22 protein-coding genes are annotated in these 20,862 nt (G+C 72.0%); 11 read left to right on the plus strand and 11 right to left on the minus strand.

Features of this window, described 5'->3' with window-relative positions; translation table 11 throughout:
* Nucleotides 1-14: 14 nt before the first annotated feature.
* The 3 genes from ASH01_RS01850 to ASH01_RS01860 are packed head-to-tail and all read left to right on the plus strand — an operon-like array spanning nt 15 to nt 2,111.
* Nucleotides 15-728, plus strand: a complete 714-nt coding sequence (locus ASH01_RS01850; RefSeq protein ID WP_056770645.1) for a biotin transporter BioY — start codon at nt 15-17, stop codon at nt 726-728.
* 7 nt (nt 729-735) lie between these two features.
* Nucleotides 736-1,446 (plus strand): energy-coupling factor ABC transporter ATP-binding protein, encoded by a 711-nt coding sequence (locus tag ASH01_RS01855; protein ID WP_056770646.1) that lies wholly within the window; start codon nt 736-738, stop codon nt 1,444-1,446.
* Between the two features lie 41 nt (nt 1,447-1,487).
* Complete coding sequence (locus ASH01_RS01860) at nt 1,488-2,111, plus strand: energy-coupling factor transporter transmembrane protein EcfT (RefSeq protein WP_327191904.1); 624 nt, start codon at nt 1,488-1,490, stop codon at nt 2,109-2,111.
* Here ASH01_RS01860 and ASH01_RS01865 read toward each other — a convergent pair.
* From ASH01_RS01865 to ASH01_RS01875, 3 genes are all read right to left on the minus strand, one after another.
* On the minus strand, nt 2,108-3,280 hold the full coding sequence (locus tag ASH01_RS01865) for an NAD(P)-dependent malic enzyme (RefSeq protein WP_056770649.1): 1,173 nt from the start codon (nt 3,278-3,280) through the stop codon (nt 2,108-2,110). The genes ASH01_RS01860 and ASH01_RS01865 overlap by 4 nt on opposite strands.
* Before the next feature lie 173 nt (nt 3,281-3,453).
* On the minus strand, nt 3,454-4,746 hold the full coding sequence (locus ASH01_RS01870; protein WP_056770653.1) for an HD-GYP domain-containing protein: 1,293 nt from the start codon (nt 4,744-4,746) through the stop codon (nt 3,454-3,456).
* Entirely contained in the window at nt 4,743-6,065 is a 1,323-nt protein-coding gene (locus ASH01_RS01875) for an HD-GYP domain-containing protein (RefSeq protein WP_056770656.1), read from the minus strand. Before ASH01_RS01875 ends, ASH01_RS01870 begins: the two co-directional genes overlap by 4 nt.
* A gap of 451 nt (nt 6,066-6,516) precedes the next feature.
* Between ASH01_RS01875 and ASH01_RS23970 the strand changes: the two genes are divergently transcribed.
* The gene (locus tag ASH01_RS23970) at nt 6,517-6,591 is read left to right on the plus strand and encodes a 50S ribosomal protein bL37 (RefSeq protein WP_369791897.1); all 75 of its coding nucleotides are present in this window, start codon (nt 6,517-6,519) and stop codon (nt 6,589-6,591) included.
* Nucleotides 6,592-6,681: 90 nt separating this feature from the next.
* On the opposite strand, the gene rsrA is transcribed toward ASH01_RS23970, so the two are convergent.
* The 4 genes from rsrA to ASH01_RS01895 are packed head-to-tail and all read right to left on the minus strand — an operon-like array spanning nt 6,682 to nt 9,363.
* Nucleotides 6,682-6,981, minus strand: coding sequence for a mycothiol system anti-sigma-R factor (gene rsrA, locus ASH01_RS01880; RefSeq protein WP_056770661.1), 300 nt, complete (start codon nt 6,979-6,981; stop codon nt 6,682-6,684).
* Nucleotides 6,978-7,853 (minus strand): sigma-70 family RNA polymerase sigma factor, encoded by an 876-nt coding sequence (locus tag ASH01_RS01885; RefSeq protein ID WP_056770664.1) that lies wholly within the window; start codon nt 7,851-7,853, stop codon nt 6,978-6,980. The genes rsrA and ASH01_RS01885 overlap by 4 nt, the downstream gene beginning before the upstream one ends.
* A 17-nt stretch (nt 7,854-7,870) precedes the next feature.
* On the minus strand, nt 7,871-8,512 hold the full coding sequence (locus tag ASH01_RS01890; protein ID WP_056770668.1) for an alpha/beta hydrolase family protein: 642 nt from the start codon (nt 8,510-8,512) through the stop codon (nt 7,871-7,873).
* Nucleotides 8,509-9,363: an SOS response-associated peptidase gene (locus ASH01_RS01895; protein WP_056770669.1), complete on the minus strand. Its 855-nt coding sequence runs from the start codon at nt 9,361-9,363 to the stop codon at nt 8,509-8,511. The genes ASH01_RS01890 and ASH01_RS01895 overlap by 4 nt, the downstream gene beginning before the upstream one ends.
* 192 nt (nt 9,364-9,555) lie before the next feature.
* Between ASH01_RS01895 and ASH01_RS01900 the strand changes: the two genes are divergently transcribed.
* The 5 genes from ASH01_RS01900 (at nt 9,556) to ASH01_RS01920 (ending at nt 14,084) form a co-directional block, all read left to right on the plus strand.
* The gene (locus ASH01_RS01900) at nt 9,556-10,086 is read left to right on the plus strand and encodes a DoxX family membrane protein (protein WP_056770672.1); all 531 of its coding nucleotides are present in this window, start codon (nt 9,556-9,558) and stop codon (nt 10,084-10,086) included.
* A gap of 31 nt (nt 10,087-10,117) precedes the next feature.
* The gene (gene aroA, locus ASH01_RS01905) at nt 10,118-11,500 is read left to right on the plus strand and encodes a 3-phosphoshikimate 1-carboxyvinyltransferase (protein WP_056770675.1); all 1,383 of its coding nucleotides are present in this window, start codon (nt 10,118-10,120) and stop codon (nt 11,498-11,500) included.
* Nucleotides 11,497-12,543: a ribosome small subunit-dependent GTPase A gene (gene rsgA / locus ASH01_RS01910; RefSeq protein ID WP_020143035.1), complete on the plus strand. Its 1,047-nt coding sequence runs from the start codon at nt 11,497-11,499 to the stop codon at nt 12,541-12,543. Before aroA ends, rsgA begins: the two co-directional genes overlap by 4 nt.
* A 65-nt stretch (nt 12,544-12,608) precedes the next feature.
* Nucleotides 12,609-13,400 carry a histidinol-phosphatase gene (gene hisN, locus ASH01_RS01915; protein WP_056770676.1) on the plus strand — a complete coding sequence of 264 codons (792 nt, stop codon included), beginning with the start codon at nt 12,609-12,611 and terminating at the stop codon, nt 13,398-13,400.
* 57 nt (nt 13,401-13,457) lie between these two features.
* Complete coding sequence (locus ASH01_RS01920) at nt 13,458-14,084, plus strand: GNAT family N-acetyltransferase (RefSeq protein ID WP_082619343.1); 627 nt, start codon at nt 13,458-13,460, stop codon at nt 14,082-14,084.
* A gap of 54 nt (nt 14,085-14,138) precedes the next feature.
* On the opposite strand, the gene ASH01_RS01925 is transcribed toward ASH01_RS01920, so the two are convergent.
* A complete protein-coding gene (locus tag ASH01_RS01925) occupies nt 14,139-15,527 on the minus strand; it encodes a M16 family metallopeptidase (protein WP_056770678.1) in 1,389 nt (462 codons plus the stop codon).
* Nucleotides 15,524-16,858, minus strand: a complete 1,335-nt coding sequence (locus ASH01_RS01930) for a M16 family metallopeptidase (RefSeq protein WP_056770681.1) — start codon at nt 16,856-16,858, stop codon at nt 15,524-15,526. Before ASH01_RS01930 ends, ASH01_RS01925 begins: the two co-directional genes overlap by 4 nt.
* A gap of 152 nt (nt 16,859-17,010) precedes the next feature.
* On the opposite strand from ASH01_RS01930, the gene ASH01_RS01935 reads away from it, so the two are divergent.
* On the plus strand, nt 17,011-17,349 hold the full coding sequence (locus ASH01_RS01935; RefSeq protein ID WP_156415375.1) for a hypothetical protein: 339 nt from the start codon (nt 17,011-17,013) through the stop codon (nt 17,347-17,349).
* An 84-nt stretch (nt 17,350-17,433) separates the two neighbouring features.
* Nucleotides 17,434-19,134 carry an aminotransferase class V-fold PLP-dependent enzyme gene (locus tag ASH01_RS01940; protein WP_056772553.1) on the plus strand — a complete coding sequence of 567 codons (1,701 nt, stop codon included), beginning with the start codon at nt 17,434-17,436 and terminating at the stop codon, nt 19,132-19,134.
* An 18-nt stretch (nt 19,135-19,152) separates the two neighbouring features.
* Here the strand turns inward: ASH01_RS01940 and ASH01_RS01945 are convergent, their stop codons facing one another.
* Together ASH01_RS01945 and ASH01_RS01950 are read right to left on the minus strand one after the other, a co-directional pair.
* Complete coding sequence (locus tag ASH01_RS01945) at nt 19,153-20,052, minus strand: NADP-dependent oxidoreductase (RefSeq protein ID WP_056770686.1); 900 nt, start codon at nt 20,050-20,052, stop codon at nt 19,153-19,155.
* Complete coding sequence (locus ASH01_RS01950; protein WP_056770689.1) at nt 20,049-20,648, minus strand: hypothetical protein; 600 nt, start codon at nt 20,646-20,648, stop codon at nt 20,049-20,051. Before ASH01_RS01950 ends, ASH01_RS01945 begins: the two co-directional genes overlap by 4 nt.
* Between the last annotated feature and the right edge of the window lie 214 nt (nt 20,649-20,862).

The raw sequence follows: 20,862 nt of genomic DNA on the forward strand, positions 1-20,862 counted from the left end.
GTAGGGTCCTGCCCGTGACCGACAACACCCCCGTGCGCTACGAGCCCGCGCAGACGACGACGGCGACCCGGGACCGTGCCGAGTCGAGCGCCACCACGACCGGCCAGGCCTCCCGGGCCGGCGATCGCGGCGCCGGTCAGCAGACCCACGGCGTCGACGCGCAGTCGGTCGCTCTCGTCGCCGTCTTCACGGCGCTCCTCGTCGCGGCCGCCGTCGTGCCCGGCATCCCCGTGGGCGGGTTCGGGGTGCCGATCACGCTGCAGACCCTCGCCGTCGTGCTCACCGGGCTCGTGCTCGGGCCCCTCCGCGGCGGCCTCGCCGTGGCGCTCTACCTGCTGCTCGGCTTCGTCGGGCTGCCGGTCTTCAGCCGGGGTCAGTCCGGCCTGCAGGTGCTGAGCGGACCGACGGCCGGCTACCTCGTGTCGTTCCTCGTCGCGGCGCTCGTCGTGGGGGTTGCCGCCCGCGTGGTCGTCCGCCGCACCAACCGGTCGCTCTGGGTGCCACTGCTCCTGCTCGCCTCCTTCGCGACGACCGTCGCGGTCGTCCACGCGCTCGGGGTCGTCGGGCTCATGGTCAACCTCCGGCTGCCGCTGTCGGCCGCGATCAGCGCGGACCTGCCCTTCCTCCCGGGCGACCTCGTCAAGGACGTCGTCGCGGTCGTCGCCGCCGTCGCCGTGCACCGCGCCTTCCCGGACGTCCTCGTGCGCCCGCGGCGCCCCAGCGCGTGACCCGTCCGTGACGGAGGTCCGCCTCGAGGCCGCGACGGTGACCGTGCCCGTCGACGGTTCGCCCGGGCAGCGGACGCGCACCATCCTCGGTCCCGTCGACCTCGTCCTGACCGAGTCGCGGGTGACGGTCATCGGCGCCAACGGGTCGGGCAAGTCGACGTTGCTCCGCCTCCTCAACGGTCTCGTCACCCCGACGTCGGGCACCGTCACCGTCGACGCCCTCGACACGGTGCGTCACGGGGCCCGCGTGCGCCGCCGCGTCGCGTTCGCCTTCACCGACCCGATCTCGCAGCTCGTCATGCCCACGGGGCGCGAGGACGTCGAGCTCTCCCTGCGGCGCCTGCACCGGTCGCGCACCGAGCGCCGGGCCGCCGCCGAGCGGGTGCTCGAGCGCTTCGGACTGGCCCCCCTCGCCGACCAGAGCGTCTACGACCTGTCCGGGGGTGAGCGTCAGCTCATGGCCCTCGCCGTCGTCCTCGCCACCGAACCGGGTCTGCTCGTCCTCGACGAGCCGACGACGCTCCTCGACCGACGCAACACCCTCCGGCTGCGCTCCCTGCTCGACTCGCTCCCCCAGTCCGTCGTCGTCGCGACCCACGACCTCGAGCTCGCCCTCCACGCCGACCGGACCCTCGTCGTCGACGAGGGGCGCATCGTCTGCGACGGTGAGCCGGCGACGGCCGTGGAGCGCTACCTCGCGCTGTCCGACGCCACGTGAACGGTCCCGGCCTGTTCACGGCGCACGTCCCCGGCACGTCGGTGGTGCATCGAATGCCTCTGTGGCTCAAGCTCGTCGGCGTCCTCGTCGTCGGGGCGACGCCTTGGTTCGCGCAGTCGGTGTGGCCGCTCGCCGTCACGACCGTCGTCCTGGTCGGGGTCGTGCTGGCAGCGCGCCTCCCGGCGCGCCGCCTCGTGCGCTCGATGCGTGGCCTCCTCCCCGTCCTCGTTGTCCTGCTGGCCTTCCAGTGGTGGTCGCGCGACCTCGCGTATGCCGTCCGCGTCGTCCTCGGCATCGTCAACGCGTTCGTCGCGGCGGGCATCCTCACGGCGACGACGCCGGTCACCGACCTGCTCGACGGCGTGGTGCGGGCGGCCCGCCCGCTGCGCCGCGTCGTCGACCCCGAGGTCGTGGCACTCACCCTCGGCGTCGTCGTGCGCTCGGTGCCCTGGGTGGCGGGGTCGTTCTCCAGCGTGCGCGAGTCGGCCCGCGCCCGAGGTCTCGACCGCAACCCACGGGCCGTCGTCGTGCCGACGGTCGTGCACGTCGTCGCCTTCGCACGCTCGACGGGTGAGGCCCTCGCGGCCAGAGGACTCACCGACCCGGCCGACGACGACGCTCCCGGCCCGGACGGACCGGGAGCGTCGTCACGGTCGGCCGGCTAACGCACTCCCCCGAGGACCCGGCCCGAGACGGCCTCGGCCACGGCCGGCGCCACGCGCTCGTCGAACACGCTCGGCACGATCCGGTCGGCCGTCGGCGCGTCGACGAGCCCGGCGATGGCATGCGCTGCCGCGAGCTTCATCTCCTCGGTGATCCGGCGAGCCCCGGAGTCGAGTGCGCCGCGGAAGATGCCGGGGAAGGCGAGGACGTTGTTGATCTGGTTCGGGAAGTCGGAGCGGCCGGTCGCGACCACCTCGGCGAAGCGGGCGGCGACGGCCGGGTGCACCTCGGGGTCGGGGTTGGCGAGCGCGAAGATGATCGCGCGCGGTGCCATCCGCAGGAGGTCGCGCTCGGCGACCGTGCCCCCGGAGACGCCGATGAGGACGTCGGCCCCGGAGAGCGCGTCGCCGATGGCGCCGGTCACCCCGTACCGGTTGGTCACCTCCCGGAGCTCGCGCTTGTGGGCGGCCAGGTCGTCACGGTCGGGACCGAGCACGCCCCGGGAGTCGACGACGACCACGTCGCCCACGCCGGCCGACACGAGGATCCGGCTCACGGCGACACCGGCGGCGCCGGCGCCGGAGACGACGACCGTGAGGTCGGCGAGGTCCTTGTCGACGACCCTGACCGCGTTGAGCAGGGCGGCCAGGGCCACGATCGCCGTGCCGTGCTGGTCGTCGTGGAAGACCGGGATGTCGAGACGGTCCTGGAGCCGGCACTCGATCTCGAAGCACCGCGGCGCCGAGATGTCCTCGAGGTTGATGCCGCCGTACGTCGGTGCGATCCGCGCCACCGCGTCGACGATCTCGTCGACGCTGCCGGTCTCCATGCAGACGGGGACGGCGTCGACGTCGGCGAAGTGCTTGAAGAGCACCGCCTTGCCCTCCATCACGGGCATGGCGGCCAGCGGTCCGACGTCGCCGAGCCCGAGGACTGCGGTGCCGTCACTGACGACGGCGACAGTGTTGCGTCGGCTCGTGTAGACGGCGGCCAGCGTCGGGTCGGCCGCGATGGCGAGGGAGACCTGGGCGACCCCCGGCGTGTAGAGGAGGGAGAGGTCGGCAGCATCGCGCAGCTCCGACGTGGCGTGTACCCCGAGCTTCCCGCCCACGTGGGCCCGGAAGACCGGGTCGCTGGGGTCGAAGAGCTGGCTGGTGGGCAACGCACTCATGCTGGAACACCTCGTTCGCATGGAGACGAAGAGGGCAGGCGCCCTCACTGGTGGACAGTGCCGGGGGTCTGGCCTGCAGGTTTCGTTCTCGCGACGGGGGTTGCCCGAAGTCGCCATCATGGCACGGCGACACGGACCGACCCAAGGGCCTCCGGCGCGGTGTGACCCCTGTCTCAGGCGTGGGCCGAGGAGCCGAGGGACTTGAGGAGGGCGTCGACGACGCGCGGGTCGTACTCGTAGCCGAGTCCGAGGTAGATGCGTTCGACGGCCGCCTCACGCGCCCGAGCGCTGCGGGCCCCCGCCGTGAGGTCCTCGTAGGCGTTGACGACCTTGACGATGCGGCTCGTCAGGGGGATCTCCTCGCCGAGCTCGCGCACCTGGCGGTAGGGCGTCGTCTGGTGCTCGAGGATCCGCGCGACCCCCTCGAAGACGCCGGTCTCTCGGACGATGGCGACGGTGTCGGCCTCGATGCGCCGCTGGTCGGCCGGCGCCGCGAGGACGGTGGCGCCACCGGGGATCGGCTCGACGAGGGCCACCTGTCCGATGTCGTGGAGCAGCGCGGCGTACTCGAGGTCGAGCAGCTCGCGCTCCGACAGGCCCAGCTCGCGGCCCACCTGGACCGACAGGGCCGCCACGCGCTCGGAGTGCCCGGACGGGGTGTAGCCCGCGGCGTCGGTGAGGCGCGAGAGCGTCCGGATGCTCTGGAGGTAGGTGGCGCGGATGCTGACGTAGCGCCGGAACGCGAAGAGCGTCAGGACGAGCGGGATGAGGAAGAGCGGCAGGGCCACGATGCCGAGGGGCGGGGCGGCGAGCGCGATGAGGACGCCGGTGACCGCGACGGCGATCGACAGCGCGAACGAGGATCGGAACTCCTCGACGAAGATCCGGCGCACGTTGGCGCCGACCGCAAGCCCTTGCAGAAGCGAGGTGAAGAGGGCATCGGTCACCAGGGCCAGCAGACAGATCCCGAGCAGCAGGAGTGCCTGCTGCCACGGGGCGTACGAGCCCTCGCGCAGCGTGGCGCCGGGACTCTGGCCCAGGACGGCGACGCGGTAGACAAGCGTCACCGCGAGGATCGCCACGAAGCGCCCGGCCGCGTCGACGAGGCTCGTGTCGCGCCCGGCGACGACGCGCACGGTGGTGCCGAGCGCCATGGACGCGGCTGTGACCGCCAGCACCAGTGGGGCGCCATAAGGCAGCTGCACCCTCCCGGGCAGCTCCGTGGTCAGTGCCAGTCCGAAGGCAGCGCCCATGGAAATGGGGGCTGCCTCGCGGAATCCGGGTGCGGATACGTGGAACCACTCACCGACCACGATCGCCACGGCGAACACGGCGACGAACCAGATGGTCGTGAGGTCTTGCGCCGAGGGGACGTCCCCGCTTCGGATCGCGACCGCCACAGACGCGACGAGGCCGAGGACGCCGAAGAATCCGGCGACCGGCTCGCGACGGAGAGCACCGTTCACGTCGCCGCCTCCGCGGGTGCGGACGTCGGCAGCCCGTGCCGGTCCAGGGCGGCGATCGCCGCCGCCACGACGTCGGGGTCGAACCGACCCGGGTCGGCGCTCAGAGCGCGCGCCACGTCAGCGACGGTGACGCCAGCGCCGGCGCCGGCGCCGGCGTCGGACGCGTGCACGACTTCGTCGATGGCCGACGTCACGGCCACGATTCGCGCCGCGATGGGGATGTCCTGCCCGGCCCGGCCGTCAGGTCGCCCGCTCCCGTCGAAACGCTCGTGCTGGTGGCGGATGCCCGATCGGGCGTCCTCGAGGAAGTCGATCCCTTCGATCATCCGGGCACCCACGACGCTGTGGCCGTCGATGACGCGCCGCTCGGCAGGACTGAGCGAGGACGGTGCCCGGCGGAGCAGGCGGGTGGCCACTCCCAGGTGTCCGATCTCGTGGAGCGTCGCGGCGTAGCGGACCGTGCCGATCTGGCCGGGCGGCAGGCCCAGCCCCTCGGCGACCCACTCCGCAAGTGCAGCAGCCCGACGACTCCGTCCGACGGCGGCGGGTTCCTTGGTGCCGAGCGCCGTGACGAGGGTGTCGACGGTCCGCTCGTGAGAGCGCAGCTCCTCGCCGAACTGGATGAAGGCCCACCGGGCCGCGAGCAGCGGCGCGAGGACGAGCAATGCACTGAAGGCGCCGAGTCCTGCAGGGAACCACAGGATGACGAAGAGCAGACCGATGACGCCGTAGCCGACGTAGGCGACACCCGAACCGGTCAGCACCTGCCGCATCTGCACCCAGAAGGGCACGCGCTTGTCGAGGCTGATGACACCGGACAGGAGTGCCGCGTTGACCAGGCAGGCGGCGATGTCAGCGGCCAGCAGGGGCCAGCCGACATCGGAGGCAAGCCTGACCGGTCCCATGCCGACCATCGCGTCTCCCTCGACGCCGCCGAGGAGCGCGTACGTGAGAGCACTGCTCGCGCCGAGGAGACTGCACATCGCCGCGTTGAACATCGTGACGCTCCGACGTGGCTGCTCCCTGTCAACGAGCATGGACAGGGCTCCGACCAGCCAGGCACCGAACATCCCGACGATCGCGGCCGAGGCCACGAGGATGATCGAGAGGAAGGAGAAGCTGATGCGCAGACCCAGCTCCGGCTCGCGGATCTGATAGCTGACCAGGCCCATGATGCAGAGGAGGACGAGCGGGCCGAAGGACGGCCGAGGCAACAGGAACCAGGAGGAGACACCGACGGTAAGCGAGGTCGTGACGACGAGCGCCAGATAGTACGGGAGCCAGCGCGACTGGGCGCTCGCCATGGCCGTTGTCGTCACGGAAGCCACGGTAGTGCCACGGCGTCGGGACCTAGCGAGGGTCCCGACGCCGTCCGGCAAGGCAGAGTGCTCAGCCGCCCGTCCAGCCCCAGACGCCAGCGAGGGAGATGATGGCGCGGGTGGCGAGGTCGTTGGACGCGAGTGCCGACAGGAGGGCAGCGAACATGTGGGGGCTCCTTCATAGATGGATGTTCCGGATGCGTGCGCCATGGAGGGGCGTTGCTGCGGCAGCACAGAACAACAGAGGTTTCCCTCAATGCACAGGATGCCTTGCGCGCGCGGGCGCACGGAAGCAGATCCGGCGTACCCATGCCGGATCTATACGAAGATTTTAAGGTTTGCAGGGCAAACCTGCGACCAAATTGGCCACTCGCGCAGGATGTGGAAGAATCGGGTCTTCGTGTCCCGCACCGGGGCCCGAGACCACTGTACGACCCATTAGGAGCCGACGATGAGCAAGCGCGCCCGCAAGCGCCGCTCCCGCAAGGGCAACGCCGCCAACCACGGCCGCAAGCCCAACGCCTGAGCCGCAGACGTCAGAGGCCCGCACCCGAGCAGCTCGGGGCGGGCCTTCGTCGTGTCCGTGGGACCCGACGTTGACGTCGTGGGCCGCTGTTCAGCCGCGGTCGACCTGGATCATGGTCATCGAGATGCGCGACATGATGGTCAGGCGCAGCGCCTCCGGCGCCTGCTCGCACTCGCACGAACGCTTGATGAGGGACTTGAGGGTCGTGTCGAGGTCGTACTCCTTGAGGCACGGCCCGCACTCGTCGAGGTGCGCCTGGATCTTGGCGCACTCGTCGGGGCCCAGCTCGCCGTCGAGGTACTCGTAGACCCTCAGCAACGCCTCGGAGCAGTCGGTGCGCGTCATCGCGCTGTCCGACGCACCCTGTCCACCCGTCGTGTGGTCGTTCATGACCGGCTTCCTTCCGTGCCAGCAGCGATCCCCGCACTCATCGCCGCACCCTCGGAGGTGCCGGCCGCCGCGAAACCGCGGTCGGCGGCATACTCCGAGAGGAGCTCGCGCAGCTGACGGCGGCCGCGGTGCAGGCGGCTCATGACGGTGCCGATGGGCGTGTCCATGATCTCGGCGATCTCCTTGTAGGCGTAGCCCTCGACGTCGGCGAAGTAGACCGCGAGGCGGAACTCCTCGGGGATCGCCTGCAGGGCGCGCTTGACGTCGCTGTCGGGGAGGTGGTCGAGCGCCTCGGCCTCGGCGGACCGGAGCCCGACCGACGTGTGCGACTCGGCCCGCGCCAGCTGGTAGTCCTCGATCTCGGCCGAGTCGGACTCGAGGGGCTGGCGCTGCTTCTTGCGGTAGCTGTTGATGTAGGTGTTGGTGAGGATGCGGTACATCCACGCCTTGAGGTTGGTGCCCGGCTTGTACTGGTGGAACGCGGCGTATGCCTTGGCGAACGTCTCCTGCACGAGGTCCTCGGCGTCGCTCGGGTTGCGCGTCGTGCGCAGAGCAGCGCTGTAGAGCTGGTCGAGCAGGGGCATCGCCTCGCGCTCGAAGCGCGCTCGACGTTCGTGCTCGCTCTCGCTCGCGACGTCGACGGTCGCATCGGCGCGCGCGAGGTCGTCGGGGTCGGACGGTGCAGGCGTCGCCCCCCGGGTCGTCGCGCTCGTGTCGGTGCTCGGGTCCGTCAGCCGCAGGGCGGCGCTCGGATCGGTCTTCTTGTCCTTTGCCATCGCCTCCCAGCCTAGACCGGTGGGCTGCGTCAGCAGACCGTGCTCGGTCGGCACGGTCGCGATGCTCTCGGGCTCACGGGTGGGGCAGGTGACCATGCTCCGTGCAACGACACCTAGCCGGGCAGCATTCCCGCGATCGTGCCGAGAGCCTCGGTGAGGGCGCTGCGCGAGCCCTTCGGGAAGCTGTGCGCGCCGGGTACCTCGACGAGCGTCGTGCCCACCGGCAGGTGCGCGCGCACCTCGTCGGGCGTGCCGAACGTGTCCTTGGTGCCCTGAACCACCCATGACGGCTCTGGCGCGAGCGCGAGCTCGTGGGCGCGCAGCTTCTCCGGCTGACCCGGCAGGTGGAGGGGGAAGCTGAGCAGGAGGCCGGCATCGGCCTCGAGCGGTCCGGCCGTGCGGCACGCCACGCGCGCGCCCGCACTGCGGCCGCCGACGACGAGGGGGCGCGGCAGGCGGCCCCTGCCGGTCATGAGCGCCTCGACGATCGGCACCCAGGCGACGTCGAGCGTGGGCGGGCGACCGGCCACCTTGCGACCGGCCACGAGCCACGGCTGCTCGACGAGCACGACCGCCCAGCCCGCGCCGACGAGCACCTCGCGGGCGATCGCGAGGTCGATCGCTCCGAGCCCTCCCCCGGCGCCGTGGCCGAGGACGACGGTGCCGCGTGGGCGTGCGGGTCGCTGGATGTGGGCGCGTCCGGGCCCACCGGGCGTCTCGATCTCGCGGACCGCCTCACGGGCCGGTGCGCTCACGCGCCGACCACCTCACCGGTCATCGGGTCTACGACACCTTCGAGCTCGGACTCGGGGACGGGCTCGACGAGGGCGGGACCGTTGTTGCGCGTCGCACCCACCGCACGGCTGACCGGGTGCGCCTCGAAGCGTCCGGGCGCGGCGAACTCGAGGACGCCCTGGACGTAGCCCGGGTCCTTCTCGTCGGGATCGAGCCAGTGCTCCCACTGGGCGGGCTCGAGGACGAGGGGCTGGCGGTCGTGGATGCGGTCCATGCCGGGGTCGGCGGCGGTCGTGATGATCGTGAAGGTCGTCAACCACGCCGCCGGGTCGCCCTCGGGCAGCTCGCGGTCGCGCCAGAACTCGTAGAGCCCGGCGAAGGCGACGGGGGCGCCGTCGGCGCGGTGGATGAAGAAGGGCTGCTTGCGCGGCTTGCCCTTGGCGTCGACCGCGGTCGGCGAGACCTGCCACTCGTACCACCCGTCGGCCGGCACGAGGCAGCGGCGCGAGAGGGCGGCCTTGGCGAAGGCACCCTTGCCGAGCACCGACTCCGCGCGCGCGTTGGTCATGCGCAGACCCGTCGAGACGTCCTTGGACCACGCCGGCACCAGACCCCACGTGAGCATCCGGAGCTGCCGGGCGGGGACGGCCTCCTCGTCTGCGCCGTCGGTGCCTCCGGTGCCGCGAGGCCTCCGGGTCAGGACGACCAACGCCTGCTTGGACGGGGCCATGTTCCAGTCGGGCTCGCCGGCCGGCGGGCTCTGGGGGTTCTTGAGCACGCTGCGCGCGGGCTCGTCGGTGTGGTCCTCGTCGACGTCGAAGGCCTCGATGAGCTCGTCGGGCCGCGCGCTCGCGGCATACCTCCCGCACATGCGCCACAGCGTATGCCGGGTGGCCGGCGACATGGATCGTGACGGCATACGCGTCCGTCACGACCGCGACGACCGCGAGGGCCAGCGTGGGCGGCACGTCCTGCGCCGCGGGTATGTCGATACCGTAGGTGTCCACAGGTCCACGATGGTCACGACGCGTTCGAACGGGTCGCGGCCAGAGGAGGAAAACGCATGATCGTCCGTCGTCTCGCCCGCCCGCTGCTCGCATCCGTCTTCGTCGCCGCCGGCGTGGAGGCGCTCCGCCACCCGGCTGCGCGCACCGACCAGGCCGCCCACCTGCTCCAGAAGGTGCCGGGCCAGGTGCCGGGGGCCGAGGTCGCCGCGAAGGACCCCGACCTCTTCGTCCGGATCAACGGCGCCGCCCTGCTCGGCGGGGGGCTCCTGCTCGCCTCCGGTCGGATGCCGCGGCTCGCCTCGACGGTGCTCGCCGCCTCGGTCGTGCCGACGACGGCGATCGAGCACGCCTTCTGGGAGGAGACCGACCCCACCCGCAAGGCGCAGAGCCGCAGCCTCTTCCTCAAGAACGTCGGCCTGCTCGGCGGCCTGCTCCTCGCCGCCGTCGACACCGAGGGCAAGCCGGGCCTGGCCTGGCGCGCCCAGCACGCCACGAAGACGACGCGCCGCGAGGCCCGTCACGCCCAGCGGGCCGCCAAGCGTGAGGCGCGCCTGCTCGCCCATCGAGCCCAGGACGTCGTGAGCTGAGTTGAGTCCCGCTGATCCATCGCCCCACCCCATGTCCGTGACGGACGGCGCCACCGACGGCGCCACCCTGACCGAGGAGCCCGACTGGGCGGCGCCGCTCGCGCCCGGACCGCTCGATGCCACGGTCGTCCTGCCGGGTAGCAAGTCCCTGACCAACCGCTACCTCGTGCTCGCCGCACTGGCCAGCGACCGTTCACGGCTGCGGGCGCCACTGCGCTCGCGTGACACGCTCCTCATGGCCGACGCGCTGCGCGCCCTGGGCGTACGCATCGACGACGTCGCGCCGGAAGGTGAGTCCGGCAGCGGTGGGGTCGGTGCGGTCGGCGGCGTGCTCGACTGGGTGGTGACGCCGCCCGAGACGTTGAGCGGTGACGTGACGGTCGACTGCGGCCTGGCGGGCACCGTGATGCGCTTCCTGCCCGCCGTGGCGGCGCTCGCCGACGGGCCGGTCCGGCTCGACGGCGACCCCCAGGCGCGGGTGCGCCCGATGGGGCCGGTCACCGACGCGCTGCGCGCGCTCGGGGTCGAGGTCGACGACCACGACGGGCACCTGCCGGTCACGGTCCACGGGCGCGGACGGGTGCCGGGCGGGTCGGTGACGATGGACGCGTCGGCCTCGTCGCAGTTCATCTCGGCGCTGCTCCTCGCCGGGGCACGCTACGACGAGGGCGTCACGGTGCACCACGACGGCAAGCCGGTGCCGAGCGAGCCGCACATCCTCATGACGGTCGAGACGCTGCGCGACGCGGGCGCGATCGTCGACGACAGCGAGCCCGACACCTGGCGTGTCGAGCCGTCCGAGATCAACGCCCTCGACGTGTCGGTCGAGCCGGACCTGTCCAACGCCGGGCCCTTCGTCGCGGCGGCCCTCGTCGTCGGCGGGACGGTGCGGGTGCCCGGATGGCCCCAGCACACGACCCAGGCCGGCGACCTCCTCCGCGAGATCCTCGACACCATGGGCGCCGACGTGCGCCTCGACCGCTCGGGACTCACGGTCGTCGGCAGCGGTGAGCTCGTCGGCATCGACATCGACCTGCACGACGCGGCCGAGCTGACCCCGACGGTGGCTGCTCTCGCAGCGCTCGCGTCGACGCCGACGTGGATCCGGGGCGTGGCCCACATCCGCGGTCACGAGACCGACCGTCTCGCGGCCCTCACGGCAGAGCTCGGTCGGGTCGGGTCGCACGTCACCGAGACCGACGACGGGCTGCGCATCTCGCCGGCACCCTTGCACGGTGGCCGGTTCCGCACCTACCACGACCATCGCATGGCCACCGCAGGCGCGATCATCGGACTGCGCGTGCCCGGCGTGCACGTCGAGGACATCGACACGACGCGCAAGACGCTGCCCGACTTCGTCGGGCTGTGGCAGGGCATGCTCGACGGCTCACGCCCGGTGGTGCTCACTCGATGAGCTGGCGGGACCTCGACGAGGGAGACATCCGGGTCCGCCCCAGTCGCAAGGGGTCCCGGCCCCGCACGAAGGAGCGGCCCGCCCACGCGGACGCCGTCGTCGCCATGGTCATCGGCGTCGACCGTGGCCGCTACACGTGCCTCATCCCCAAGGGTTCGCTCGGCAAGAAGGAGCCCGAGCGCGTCGTCACGGCCATGAAGGCCCGTGAGATCGGCCGCACGAGGGTCGTCGTCGGTGACGACGTCGCCCTCGTCGGCGACCTGGCTGGCGGTCCGGACGCGCTCGCCCGCATCGTGCGCATCGAGGAGCGTCGGTCGGTGCTGCGACGCACGGCCGACGACACGGACCCCTACGAGCGGATCATCGTGGCCAACGCCGACCAGCTCGTCATCGTGACGGCCCTGGCCGACCCCGAGCCGCGGCCGCGCATGGTCGACCGCTGCCTCGTCGCGGCCTACGACGCGGACCTCGAGCCGCTGCTCGCGCTGACGAAGGCCGATCTCGTCGACCCGAGCGACTTCCTCGCGCACTACACGCCGCTCGAGGTCGAGCACGTCGTGACGTCGTGGAAGGACGGCGACTTCTCCGGCCTCGAGGACCTCCGCGCCAGGCTCTCCGGCAAGGTCTCCGTTCTCGTCGGGCACTCCGGCGTCGGCAAGAGCACTCTCGTCAACGGCCTCGTCCCCGGCGCCCTGCGCGCCACCGGCGTCGTCAACGACACGACCGGCCGCGGGCGCCACACATCGACGAACGCCGTGGCACTGCGGCTGCACGGTGCCGACGGCTCCGACGACGGCTGGGTCATCGACACGCCGGGCATCCGGTCGTTCGGACTCGCCCACATCGACGTCGACCACATCATCGACCACTTCCCCGACCTCGCCGAGGGCACCGACAACTGCCCCCGCGGCTGCACGCACGACGAGGAGGAGTGCGCGCTCGACGCCTGGGTGGCCGACGGTCACGCCGGACCGGCCGGCGCGTCACGTCTCGAGTCGCTGCGTCGCCTGCTCAGCAGCCGGAGCACGACCGAGGAGCACTGAGCCGCAGCGACCTTCGTCGCCGGGCTCAGCGCCACTGCTCGGACCGATGCCGCTAGGTTGAGCCGGTGACCTCCTACGACGACGACCTTCGTCTGGCCCATGTCCTCGCGGATGCCGTCGAGAGGGTGACGATGGCACGCTTCCGTGCCGCCGACCTCGTCGTCGAGAGCAAGCCGGACCTCACGCCCGTCACCGACGCCGACCGGGCCGCCGAGGAGCTCGTCCGGCTGCAGCTCAAGCGCACCCGCCCGCGTGACGCCGTCGAGGGCGAGGAGTTCGACACGACCGGGCACGGTCCGCGGCGGTGGATCATCGACCCCATCGACGGCACGAAGAACTTCGTCCGCGGCGTGCCCGTGTGGGCCACGCTCATCGGCCTCGTCGTCGACAACGTCCCGGTGCTGGGCCTCGTCGCCGCGCCGGCCCTGCAGCGTCGCTGGTGGGCCGCGACCGGCTCAGGCGCCTGGAGCGGCCGCTCCCTGTCGTCGGCCAAGCGCATCTCGGTGTCCCAGGTCGGACGGCTCGGCGACGCGTCGCTGTCGTACTCGTCGCTCGCCGGCTGGCGGGTGCGCGGGCGGCGTGACGACTTCCTCGACCTCATGGACGACTGCTGGCGGACCCGTGCCTACGGCGACTTCTGGTCCTACATGCTCGTGGCCGAGGGGGCCGCCGACATCGCGGCCGAGCCCGAGCTCGCCGTCCACGACATGGCCGCGCTCGTCGCGATCGTGCAGGAGGCCGGTGGGCGGTTCACCGGACTCGACGGCAAGGACGGCTGCTGGAGCGGCAACGCGCTCGCGACCAACGGCCTGCTGCACGACGAGGTGCTCTCGCGCATCGGCACCTCGCCTGCCTGAGGCCGCGCTGGGCGGGATGCACTGGGCGGGATGCACTGGGCGGCATAGCCTTTCGGCATGAGCACCGACTCCCCCGACCCCGCCGACTCCTCCGACTCCGCGGTACCCGCCCCGGCGGTCCCCGTCGCATCGGTCCGCCCTGCCCGCGAGGCTGACGTGCCAGCGCTGGCCGAGGTCGCCGCAGCGACGTTCGTGCTCGCGTGTCCGCCGTCGATGACGCGTGACCGTGTCGAGGCGTTCGTCGAGGAGGTCCTCTCCCCCGCCCGCTTCACCGACTACGTCACCGACGCCCACCGCCACGTCCTCCTGGCCGAGCGCGACGGGACCGCACTGGGGTACGCGATGCTCGTTGCCGGCGACCCACGGGACGAGGACGTCAGCGCCGCGATCCGGCTCCGCCCGACCGTCGAGCTGTCCAAGATCTACGTCCTGCCGCAGGCTCATGGCACGGGCGCTGCCGCGCTGCTCATGAGCCGGGCCCTGGACTGGGCAAGCGACTCCGGCGCCGCCGGCGTGTGGCTGGGCGTCAACCAGCAGAACGAGCGCGCCCAGCGCTTCTACGGCAAGAGCGGCTTCGACCGAGTCGGCACCAAGCGCTTCCTCGTCGGAGGTGTGTACGAGGACGACTACGTCATGGAGCGCCCGCTCCAGCCGACCGACACACAGTCCCCTGGTTCGAGGTGATGCCGAGACGCACCCGGGTGTCGGCATCACCTCGACCGCGAGGTCGTTCCGGGGTCAGGCGTCGGTGACGACGGTGACGTCGCCGAGGCCGAGGGCCTCGATGCTTGGCAGGTGGGCCGCGGCGTCGCCGACGACGACGATCGTCCACCCGGCTCCGGGTTCGCCGCTGCCGATGCCGGCTCCTCCGGCGAAGCGGGCGTAGGCCGCCTCGACCCGGCTGCGGTCGACGGTTGCGAGGTCGCGGAGGTTGTCGGTCGTGAACGCCGTGGTGCGACCGTCGAGAGCCATGCCCACCGCCTCGTCGGCGATGGAGTCAGCGGTGGCGTAGCGACCCGGCGCGGTCTTGGAGATGAAGTCGACACCGGAGCGGATCTCCTTGTCGCTGAACCCGTCCCGGCCGCTCTCGAGGATCTCGACGAGGAGCCTCAGAGATTCCGCGGTCGAGTCGGCGCGCACGGAGCCGGACGTGAGGAACACACCGCCGCGACGCCGCGGGCGGAAGCTCGACCGGATGCCGTAGGTGTAGCCCTTCTCCTCGCGCAGGACGGCGTCGATGCGAGCGTTCGGAGAGCCTCCCAGGACGAAGCCGAGCACCGGGTAGGGCGCCCACCCACCCTCGACGGAGCGGTCGGGTCCTGGCGCCCCGATGACGAACTCGGTCTGCACCGAGCCCGGGCGGGACACGAGGACGATGCGACCGCGGTCGGGCGCGAGGACGGCGGCGTGCTGGAGGTAGCGCTCCCGGTCCCGCGGACCGTGGGCCCACCCACCGAGGGCGGCCTCGACGAGGGCCGGCACGTCGAGCCCGTCGAGGTCCCCGGCGACGACCACCGTGCCGCCGGCGGCGACGACGTGCTCCGCGTGGAAGTCCACGACGTCGTCTCGCGTGATCGACGAGACGGTCTCGCGCGTGCCGCCCGTGGGCCGGGACGAGCGGTCGTCGGAGGCGTAGAACGTGCGGACGAACTCGAGCCCGGCGCGGTGCGCGGCGACCGAGCGCTCCTGCTCGATCTCGGCGAGACGGGTGCGCACCTGGCGGGCGACCTCGGTCTGCGGGAAGGCCGGCTCGGTGAGGATCTGCCGGAGCAGGTCGAGCGCGGGCTCGAGGTTGCCCTTGACGACGTCGAGGTCGAGGGAGAGACCGGCGTCCGCCATCCCCGCGCCGAAGCTGACACCCTTGCGCTCGAGCAGCCGGGCGAACTCCTCAGCCGTGTGCTCGTCGGTGCCCTCGTCGAGGGTGCGGGACATGATCGAGGCCACCCCCTCGCGCTCGCGCGGCTCGTCCCGGAGCGACACGGGCAGGCCGAGGCGCACCGAGACGACGTACTGGCCGGGGACGTCGTAGGTGAGCAGGCGCAGGCCGTTGGGCAGGTCGTGGGCGCTGCCCTCGGGAAAGTCCCACGGCTCGGGCGGTGCGACGACGGGGCGGGCGACGGCGGTCATGCGGCCTCCTCCGAGTCCTTGTCGGTGCGGTCGGTGTCGTCGGACTGGTCAGCGTCCTTGCTCGTCTCGGCGAGGTAGCGCACGACCGCCCGCGACGCGGGGTCGAGCCACGCCGCCGCGGCGGCGCGGGCCTGCTCTGCGGTCACCGCGCGGATGCGCTCGACGAAGGTGTTGACGTATGCCGGGTCGCCCGTGAGCAGCGCGTGGTGGCTGATGTGGTCGGCGCGCTCCTCGATGCTCGCGAGCGCGCTCAGCCACGAGCGTTCGGTGTCGGCGATGACCGACTCGAGCTCGGCGGCATCCGGCCCCTCGTCGATGAAGCGGCCGATCTCCTCGCACACCGCGGCCTCGACCTTCTCGACGTCGGCGCCTGCGGACACGTCCACGGTGATGGTGCCGAGGCCGACGCCGTCGACGAGTCCCATCGTCCAGCCGCCCACGGCCACGGCGGTCTCGTCGGTGCGGACGAGACGGCGCACGAGCCGAGAGCTCGCCAGTCCGCCGAGCACGTCGACGGCGACCTGGCAGGCGAGGTAGTCGGGGGTCGTGTCGACGGGGAGCCGGAAGGAGACGTAGATCCGGTCGTTGGGGACGTCACCGACGCGGTCGAGCCGGACCGGCTCGGAGAGCGGTGGCAGCTGCGCGTGCCGCTCCCGCGGGTGCAGCTCGATGGCCGGGAGGCCGCCGAAGTACGTCTCGGCAGCGGCGAAGCCCTCCTCCGGGGTCACGTCGCCGACGAGGGTGAGGACGGTGTTGTTCGGCCCGTAGTGCGCGCGGAAGAAGGCGTGGACGTCCTCGAGCGTCGCGGCGTCGAGGTCTTCCATCGACCCGATCGTCGGGTGGTGGTAGGGGTGGTCCTCGGGGAACGCGGTCGCGTAGATGTCGATGAGCGCCGAGCCGTAGGGCACGTTGTCGTAGCGCTGGCGCTTCTCCTCCTTGACGACGTCGCGCTGGTTGTCGAGGTTCTCCTGCGTCACGGCGTCGAGGAGGTGGCCGTGCCGGTCGGCCTCGAGCCACAGCGCGAGCTCGAGTGCACCGGTCGGCACCGTCTCGAAGTAGTTCGTGCGGTCGAACCACGTCGTGGCGTTGAGCCGGGCACCCTCGTCCATGAGGGCCGAGAAGTGCTCGCCCGACGCGACGTCGCGGCTGCCCTGGAACATCAGGTGCTCGAAGAGGTGAGCGAAGCCGGTGCGTCCGGGGGTCTCGTGGCGGGAGCCGACGCCGACCCACAGGTTCACCGCGACGTTGGGCACCGTGTGGTCCTCGCTGACGATGACGCGCAGGCCGTTGGCGAGCGTGTGCTCCGCGAGCGGATAGGAGATCGCTGTCACGGATCGACCCTATGCGACGGAGCGCGGGAGGTGACGAGTCGTGAACGCAACACCTGGGCGTCGAGTACGTGCAGAATGCGGGGGCCACCTCCCGCCACCACCCCGCCACGACTGGAGTCCTCACGTTGACCGACTCGCCACAGGACGGCTCCATGCCGAAGCCTGCACACGCCTCGAGCCTCCGGCGCTTCGGCCCGTTACTGCTTGCGGTCCTGGCCTTTCTGGTCTTCCGCGCCGTGACCTCCGACGATGCCGCCCAGGACATCTCGACGGGCCAGTGCGTCACTGCGGACCCGGCCCGAGACGTGCGGGCCGTCGACTGCTCGGACCCGTCCGCTCTGGGCAGGGTCGTCTTCGTGCAGCGAGAAGCGTTCACCGACGACTCCTCGGTCCGCCGCATCTGCGCCGATCACGGCTCGACGCGCGCGTTCACGAGTGCCGTGTCGCAGGGCGGCACCGGGACGGTCGTGTGCGTCGTGCCGCTCACATAACCGCACCCTCGACGCGCTCTGCATCTCATGTAACTAATAGTTATGCTCTTCTTGGCTAGCATCACCATGCGGTATGCTTGGGTCATGGCTGGAGTCCCGGAGAACGACCTGCTGACCACGATCCGCGCGAGCGTCATCGGCGACGACCAGGTGATGCACGGCCCCTACGGCCCACGCCGCGTCACCTACGCGGACTACACCGCGTCGGGCCGCGGCCTGACCTTCATCGAGGACTTCATCCGCGACGAGGTGCTCCCCCGCTACGCCAACACCCACACCGAGAGCTCTGGCACCGGGCTGCAGACGACGCGGCTGCGCGAGGACGCCCGGCGCACCATCCGCGACGCCGTGGGTGGTGACGACGAGACGGTCGTCGTCTTCGCCGGCTCGGGCTGCACCGGGGCCATCGACAAGCTCGTCGGCATCCTCGGCCTGCGCATCCCGTCGAACTTCGAGGACCGTTGGCACGCCAGCGATCTCGTGCCCGCCGATCAGCGGCCCGTCATCTTCATCGGGCCCTACGAGCACCACTCCAACGAGGTGATGTGGCGCGAGTGCGTCGCCGACGTCGTCGTCATCCCGCAGGACCTCGACGGGCACGTCGACATCGAGGTGCTCCGCGAGCGTCTCGTCGAGCACGCCGACCGGCCCCTGCTCATCGGCTCGTTCTCGGCCGCGAGCAACGTCACCGGCATCGTCACCGACACCGACGCGATCTCCTCCCTGCTCCACGCGCACGGCGCGCTCGCGTTCTGGGACTACGCCGCGGCCGCGCCGTACGTCGACATCGAGATGTACGGCCGGGGCGGCCGGGGCGTCGCCGACCCGACGGCATACAAGGACGCCATCTTCCTCAGCCCGCACAAGTTCATCGGTGGCCCGAGCACGCCCGGCGTCCTCGTCGTGCGCCGCGAACTCATGACCAACCGGGTGCCGGACGTGCCCGGCGGCGGGACCGTCGCCTACGTCAACCCCGACGCCCACGACTACCTCCCCGACCCCGCGCACCGGGAGGAGGGCGGCACGCCCGCCATCATCGAGGCCATCCGCGCCGGGCTCGTCTTCAAGCTCAAGGAGGCCGTCGGCGTGGAGACCATCCGCGCCCGCGAGGACCACTTCCTCCAGCGCGCGGTCACGGCCTGGCGCGACGAGCCCGCCATCGAGATCCTCGGCAACCTCCAGGCCGAGCGCCTGTCGATCGTCTCCTTCGTCGTCCACGCGCAGGGCGAGCGCTACCTCCACCACAACTTCGTCGTCGCCGTGCTCAACGACCTCTTCGGTATCCAGGCCCGCGGCGGCTGCTCGTGCGCGGGGCCCTACGGCCACTACCTCCTGGGCATCGACCTCGAGCGCTCGCACGAGTTCGAGCGCGAGATCGGGCGCGGCTGCGAGGGCATCAAGCCCGGCTGGGTCCGGGTCAACTTCAACTACTTCATCTCCGACGTCGTCGCCGACTACGTCATCGAGGCCGTCCGCCTTGTGGCCCGCGACGGCTGGCGACTGCTCGGCGACTACGACTTCGAGCCCGCGACAGGGCTCTGGCGCCACCAGGACGGGCCTGTCGAGCCCCCGCTACGGCTGCACCAGGTGAGCTTCGAGCAGGGCCACCTGACCTACCCGGCGCAGCTCGAGCGGGCTGGGGAGGACGCACTCGCCGGACACCTCGACGACGCGCGTGCCGTCCTCGCCGCTGCGACGCCGGAGCGGTGCGACGAGGCGCACGTCAACGTCGACTTCGACCACCTCAGGTGGTTCGAGCTGCCCGTCCGCAGCCTCTCGCGCTGAGGCGCAGGGTGCCCGAGGTCAGGGGACGAGCACGAGCTTGCCGCCGGCGCGGCCGCTGTCGCTGAGCGCCTGCGCCGCGGCCGCCTCGGCGAGCGGCAGCACGCGCGAGATGGTCGTCGTGACGGCGCCGGACGCCCGCTGGGCCACGAGGTCGGCGAGCTCCTGCGCCAAACGCTGCGACGTGCCGCTGAAGGTGATGCCCGTGGTGAAGGCGGCCGGGTCGGCGATCGTGACGAGCCGGTCGGGGCTGCCGAGCAGCTCGACCGACTGGTCGAGCACTCCGGCGCCGCTCGCGTCGAGCACGGCGTCCACCCCGTTCGGCGCCAGGGCGCGCACGCGGTCGAGCCAGCCGTCGCCATACGTCGTCGGCGTGGCGCCGAGGGCCGCGACACGCTCCTGGTTGGCGGCCGAGGCCGTGCCGATGACGGTGGCACCGCCCGCGACGGCGAGCTGGGTCGCGACCTCGCCGACCACCCCGCTGGCCCCGTGCACGAGGAGTGTCTCGCCGGGCTGCACGCCCAGGAGGCGCAGGACGCGTCGGGACGTCTCGCCCGCGACGGGCAGCGACACCGCGACGGTGGCGTCGAGCGCGTCGGGCATGACGGCATACGTGCTCAGCACGGCGAGCTCGGCGTAGGCACCGCCCTCCGCGAAGCCGACGACCCGGTCGCCCACGGCGACGTCGGTGACGCCGTCCCCCAGCGCGTCGACGACACCGGCCGCCTCGAGACCGGGCACGAGCGGGAACGTCGTGTCCGGCGAGGCCATGAGGCCGCTGCGCGCCTTGCCGTCGGCGGGGTTGACCCCGACGGCCTCGACCCGGACCCGGACCTGCCCGGGGGCCGGCTGCGGGTCGGGCCGCTGTGCCTCGTGCAGCTCCTCGGGTCCGCCGAACCGGTCGATGACGATGGCCTTCATGGTGCCTCCTGCTGCCCGGGCCGCCCGACGGGCGACGTCACCGGGACAACGACGTGGACCGCTCGCGTATGCCGCCGCGTCCGGTCCCTGGTCACCGCACCCTCACAGCGCAGTCCGCCGTCACGGCGCCATCGCGGCATACCCCGTCGCGTCGTGGACCGCACGCCGGCGTACGTCGCGTAGGCCGCGGCGCCCGAGTCGACCTGGGCGAGCTGGTCGTTCATCCGTGTCTGGGTCTGGCCGTAGAAGGTCTGCTTGACCTCGGTGGGGTCGGTCCCGAGGTCGTTCGTCTCCTGGCCGATCCGGACGGGCCTGCCGAGCGCCGCTGCGGTCCTGAGCTCGGCGGCGGCGATGGCGAGGGTGCCGTCCGGGCCGGCGGCCGTGTTGCGGTAGGCCATGATCGTCACCGCCCAGACGCGCCCCATCGTCTCCGTGTCGAGGGTCGACTTCTTGCCGGCCTTGACCTGGCCGAACCAGAAGGGGATGTCCGCCTCGACGGGGCGGCCACCACTGGCGGCCACGAGCCGGTCGAGCAGGGTGAGGCGGGCTCGTCGCGAGGTCGGGCGGCACGCCCACGAAGAGCGTCCCGACGCCACGGGACTGGGCGAGCTGGACCACGGACCCCGCGTCGGCCCACGACCACACCCACATCGCGCGGCCCGAGCTCGTGGCTGCGGCCGACGACTGCGCCGACAGCACCACGGATCCGAGCATGAGCACGAGCATCGCAGCCGCGGCGGAGAGCCGGGCGCGCACCCCGGGGCGGCCGCTGTCCCGAGTGAGGTGGGACGGCCGACGCACGGCTGTCTG

The organism is Terrabacter sp. Soil811 (genome assembly GCF_001429655.1).
Lineage (GTDB): Bacteria > Actinomycetota > Actinomycetes > Actinomycetales > Dermatophilaceae > Terrabacter.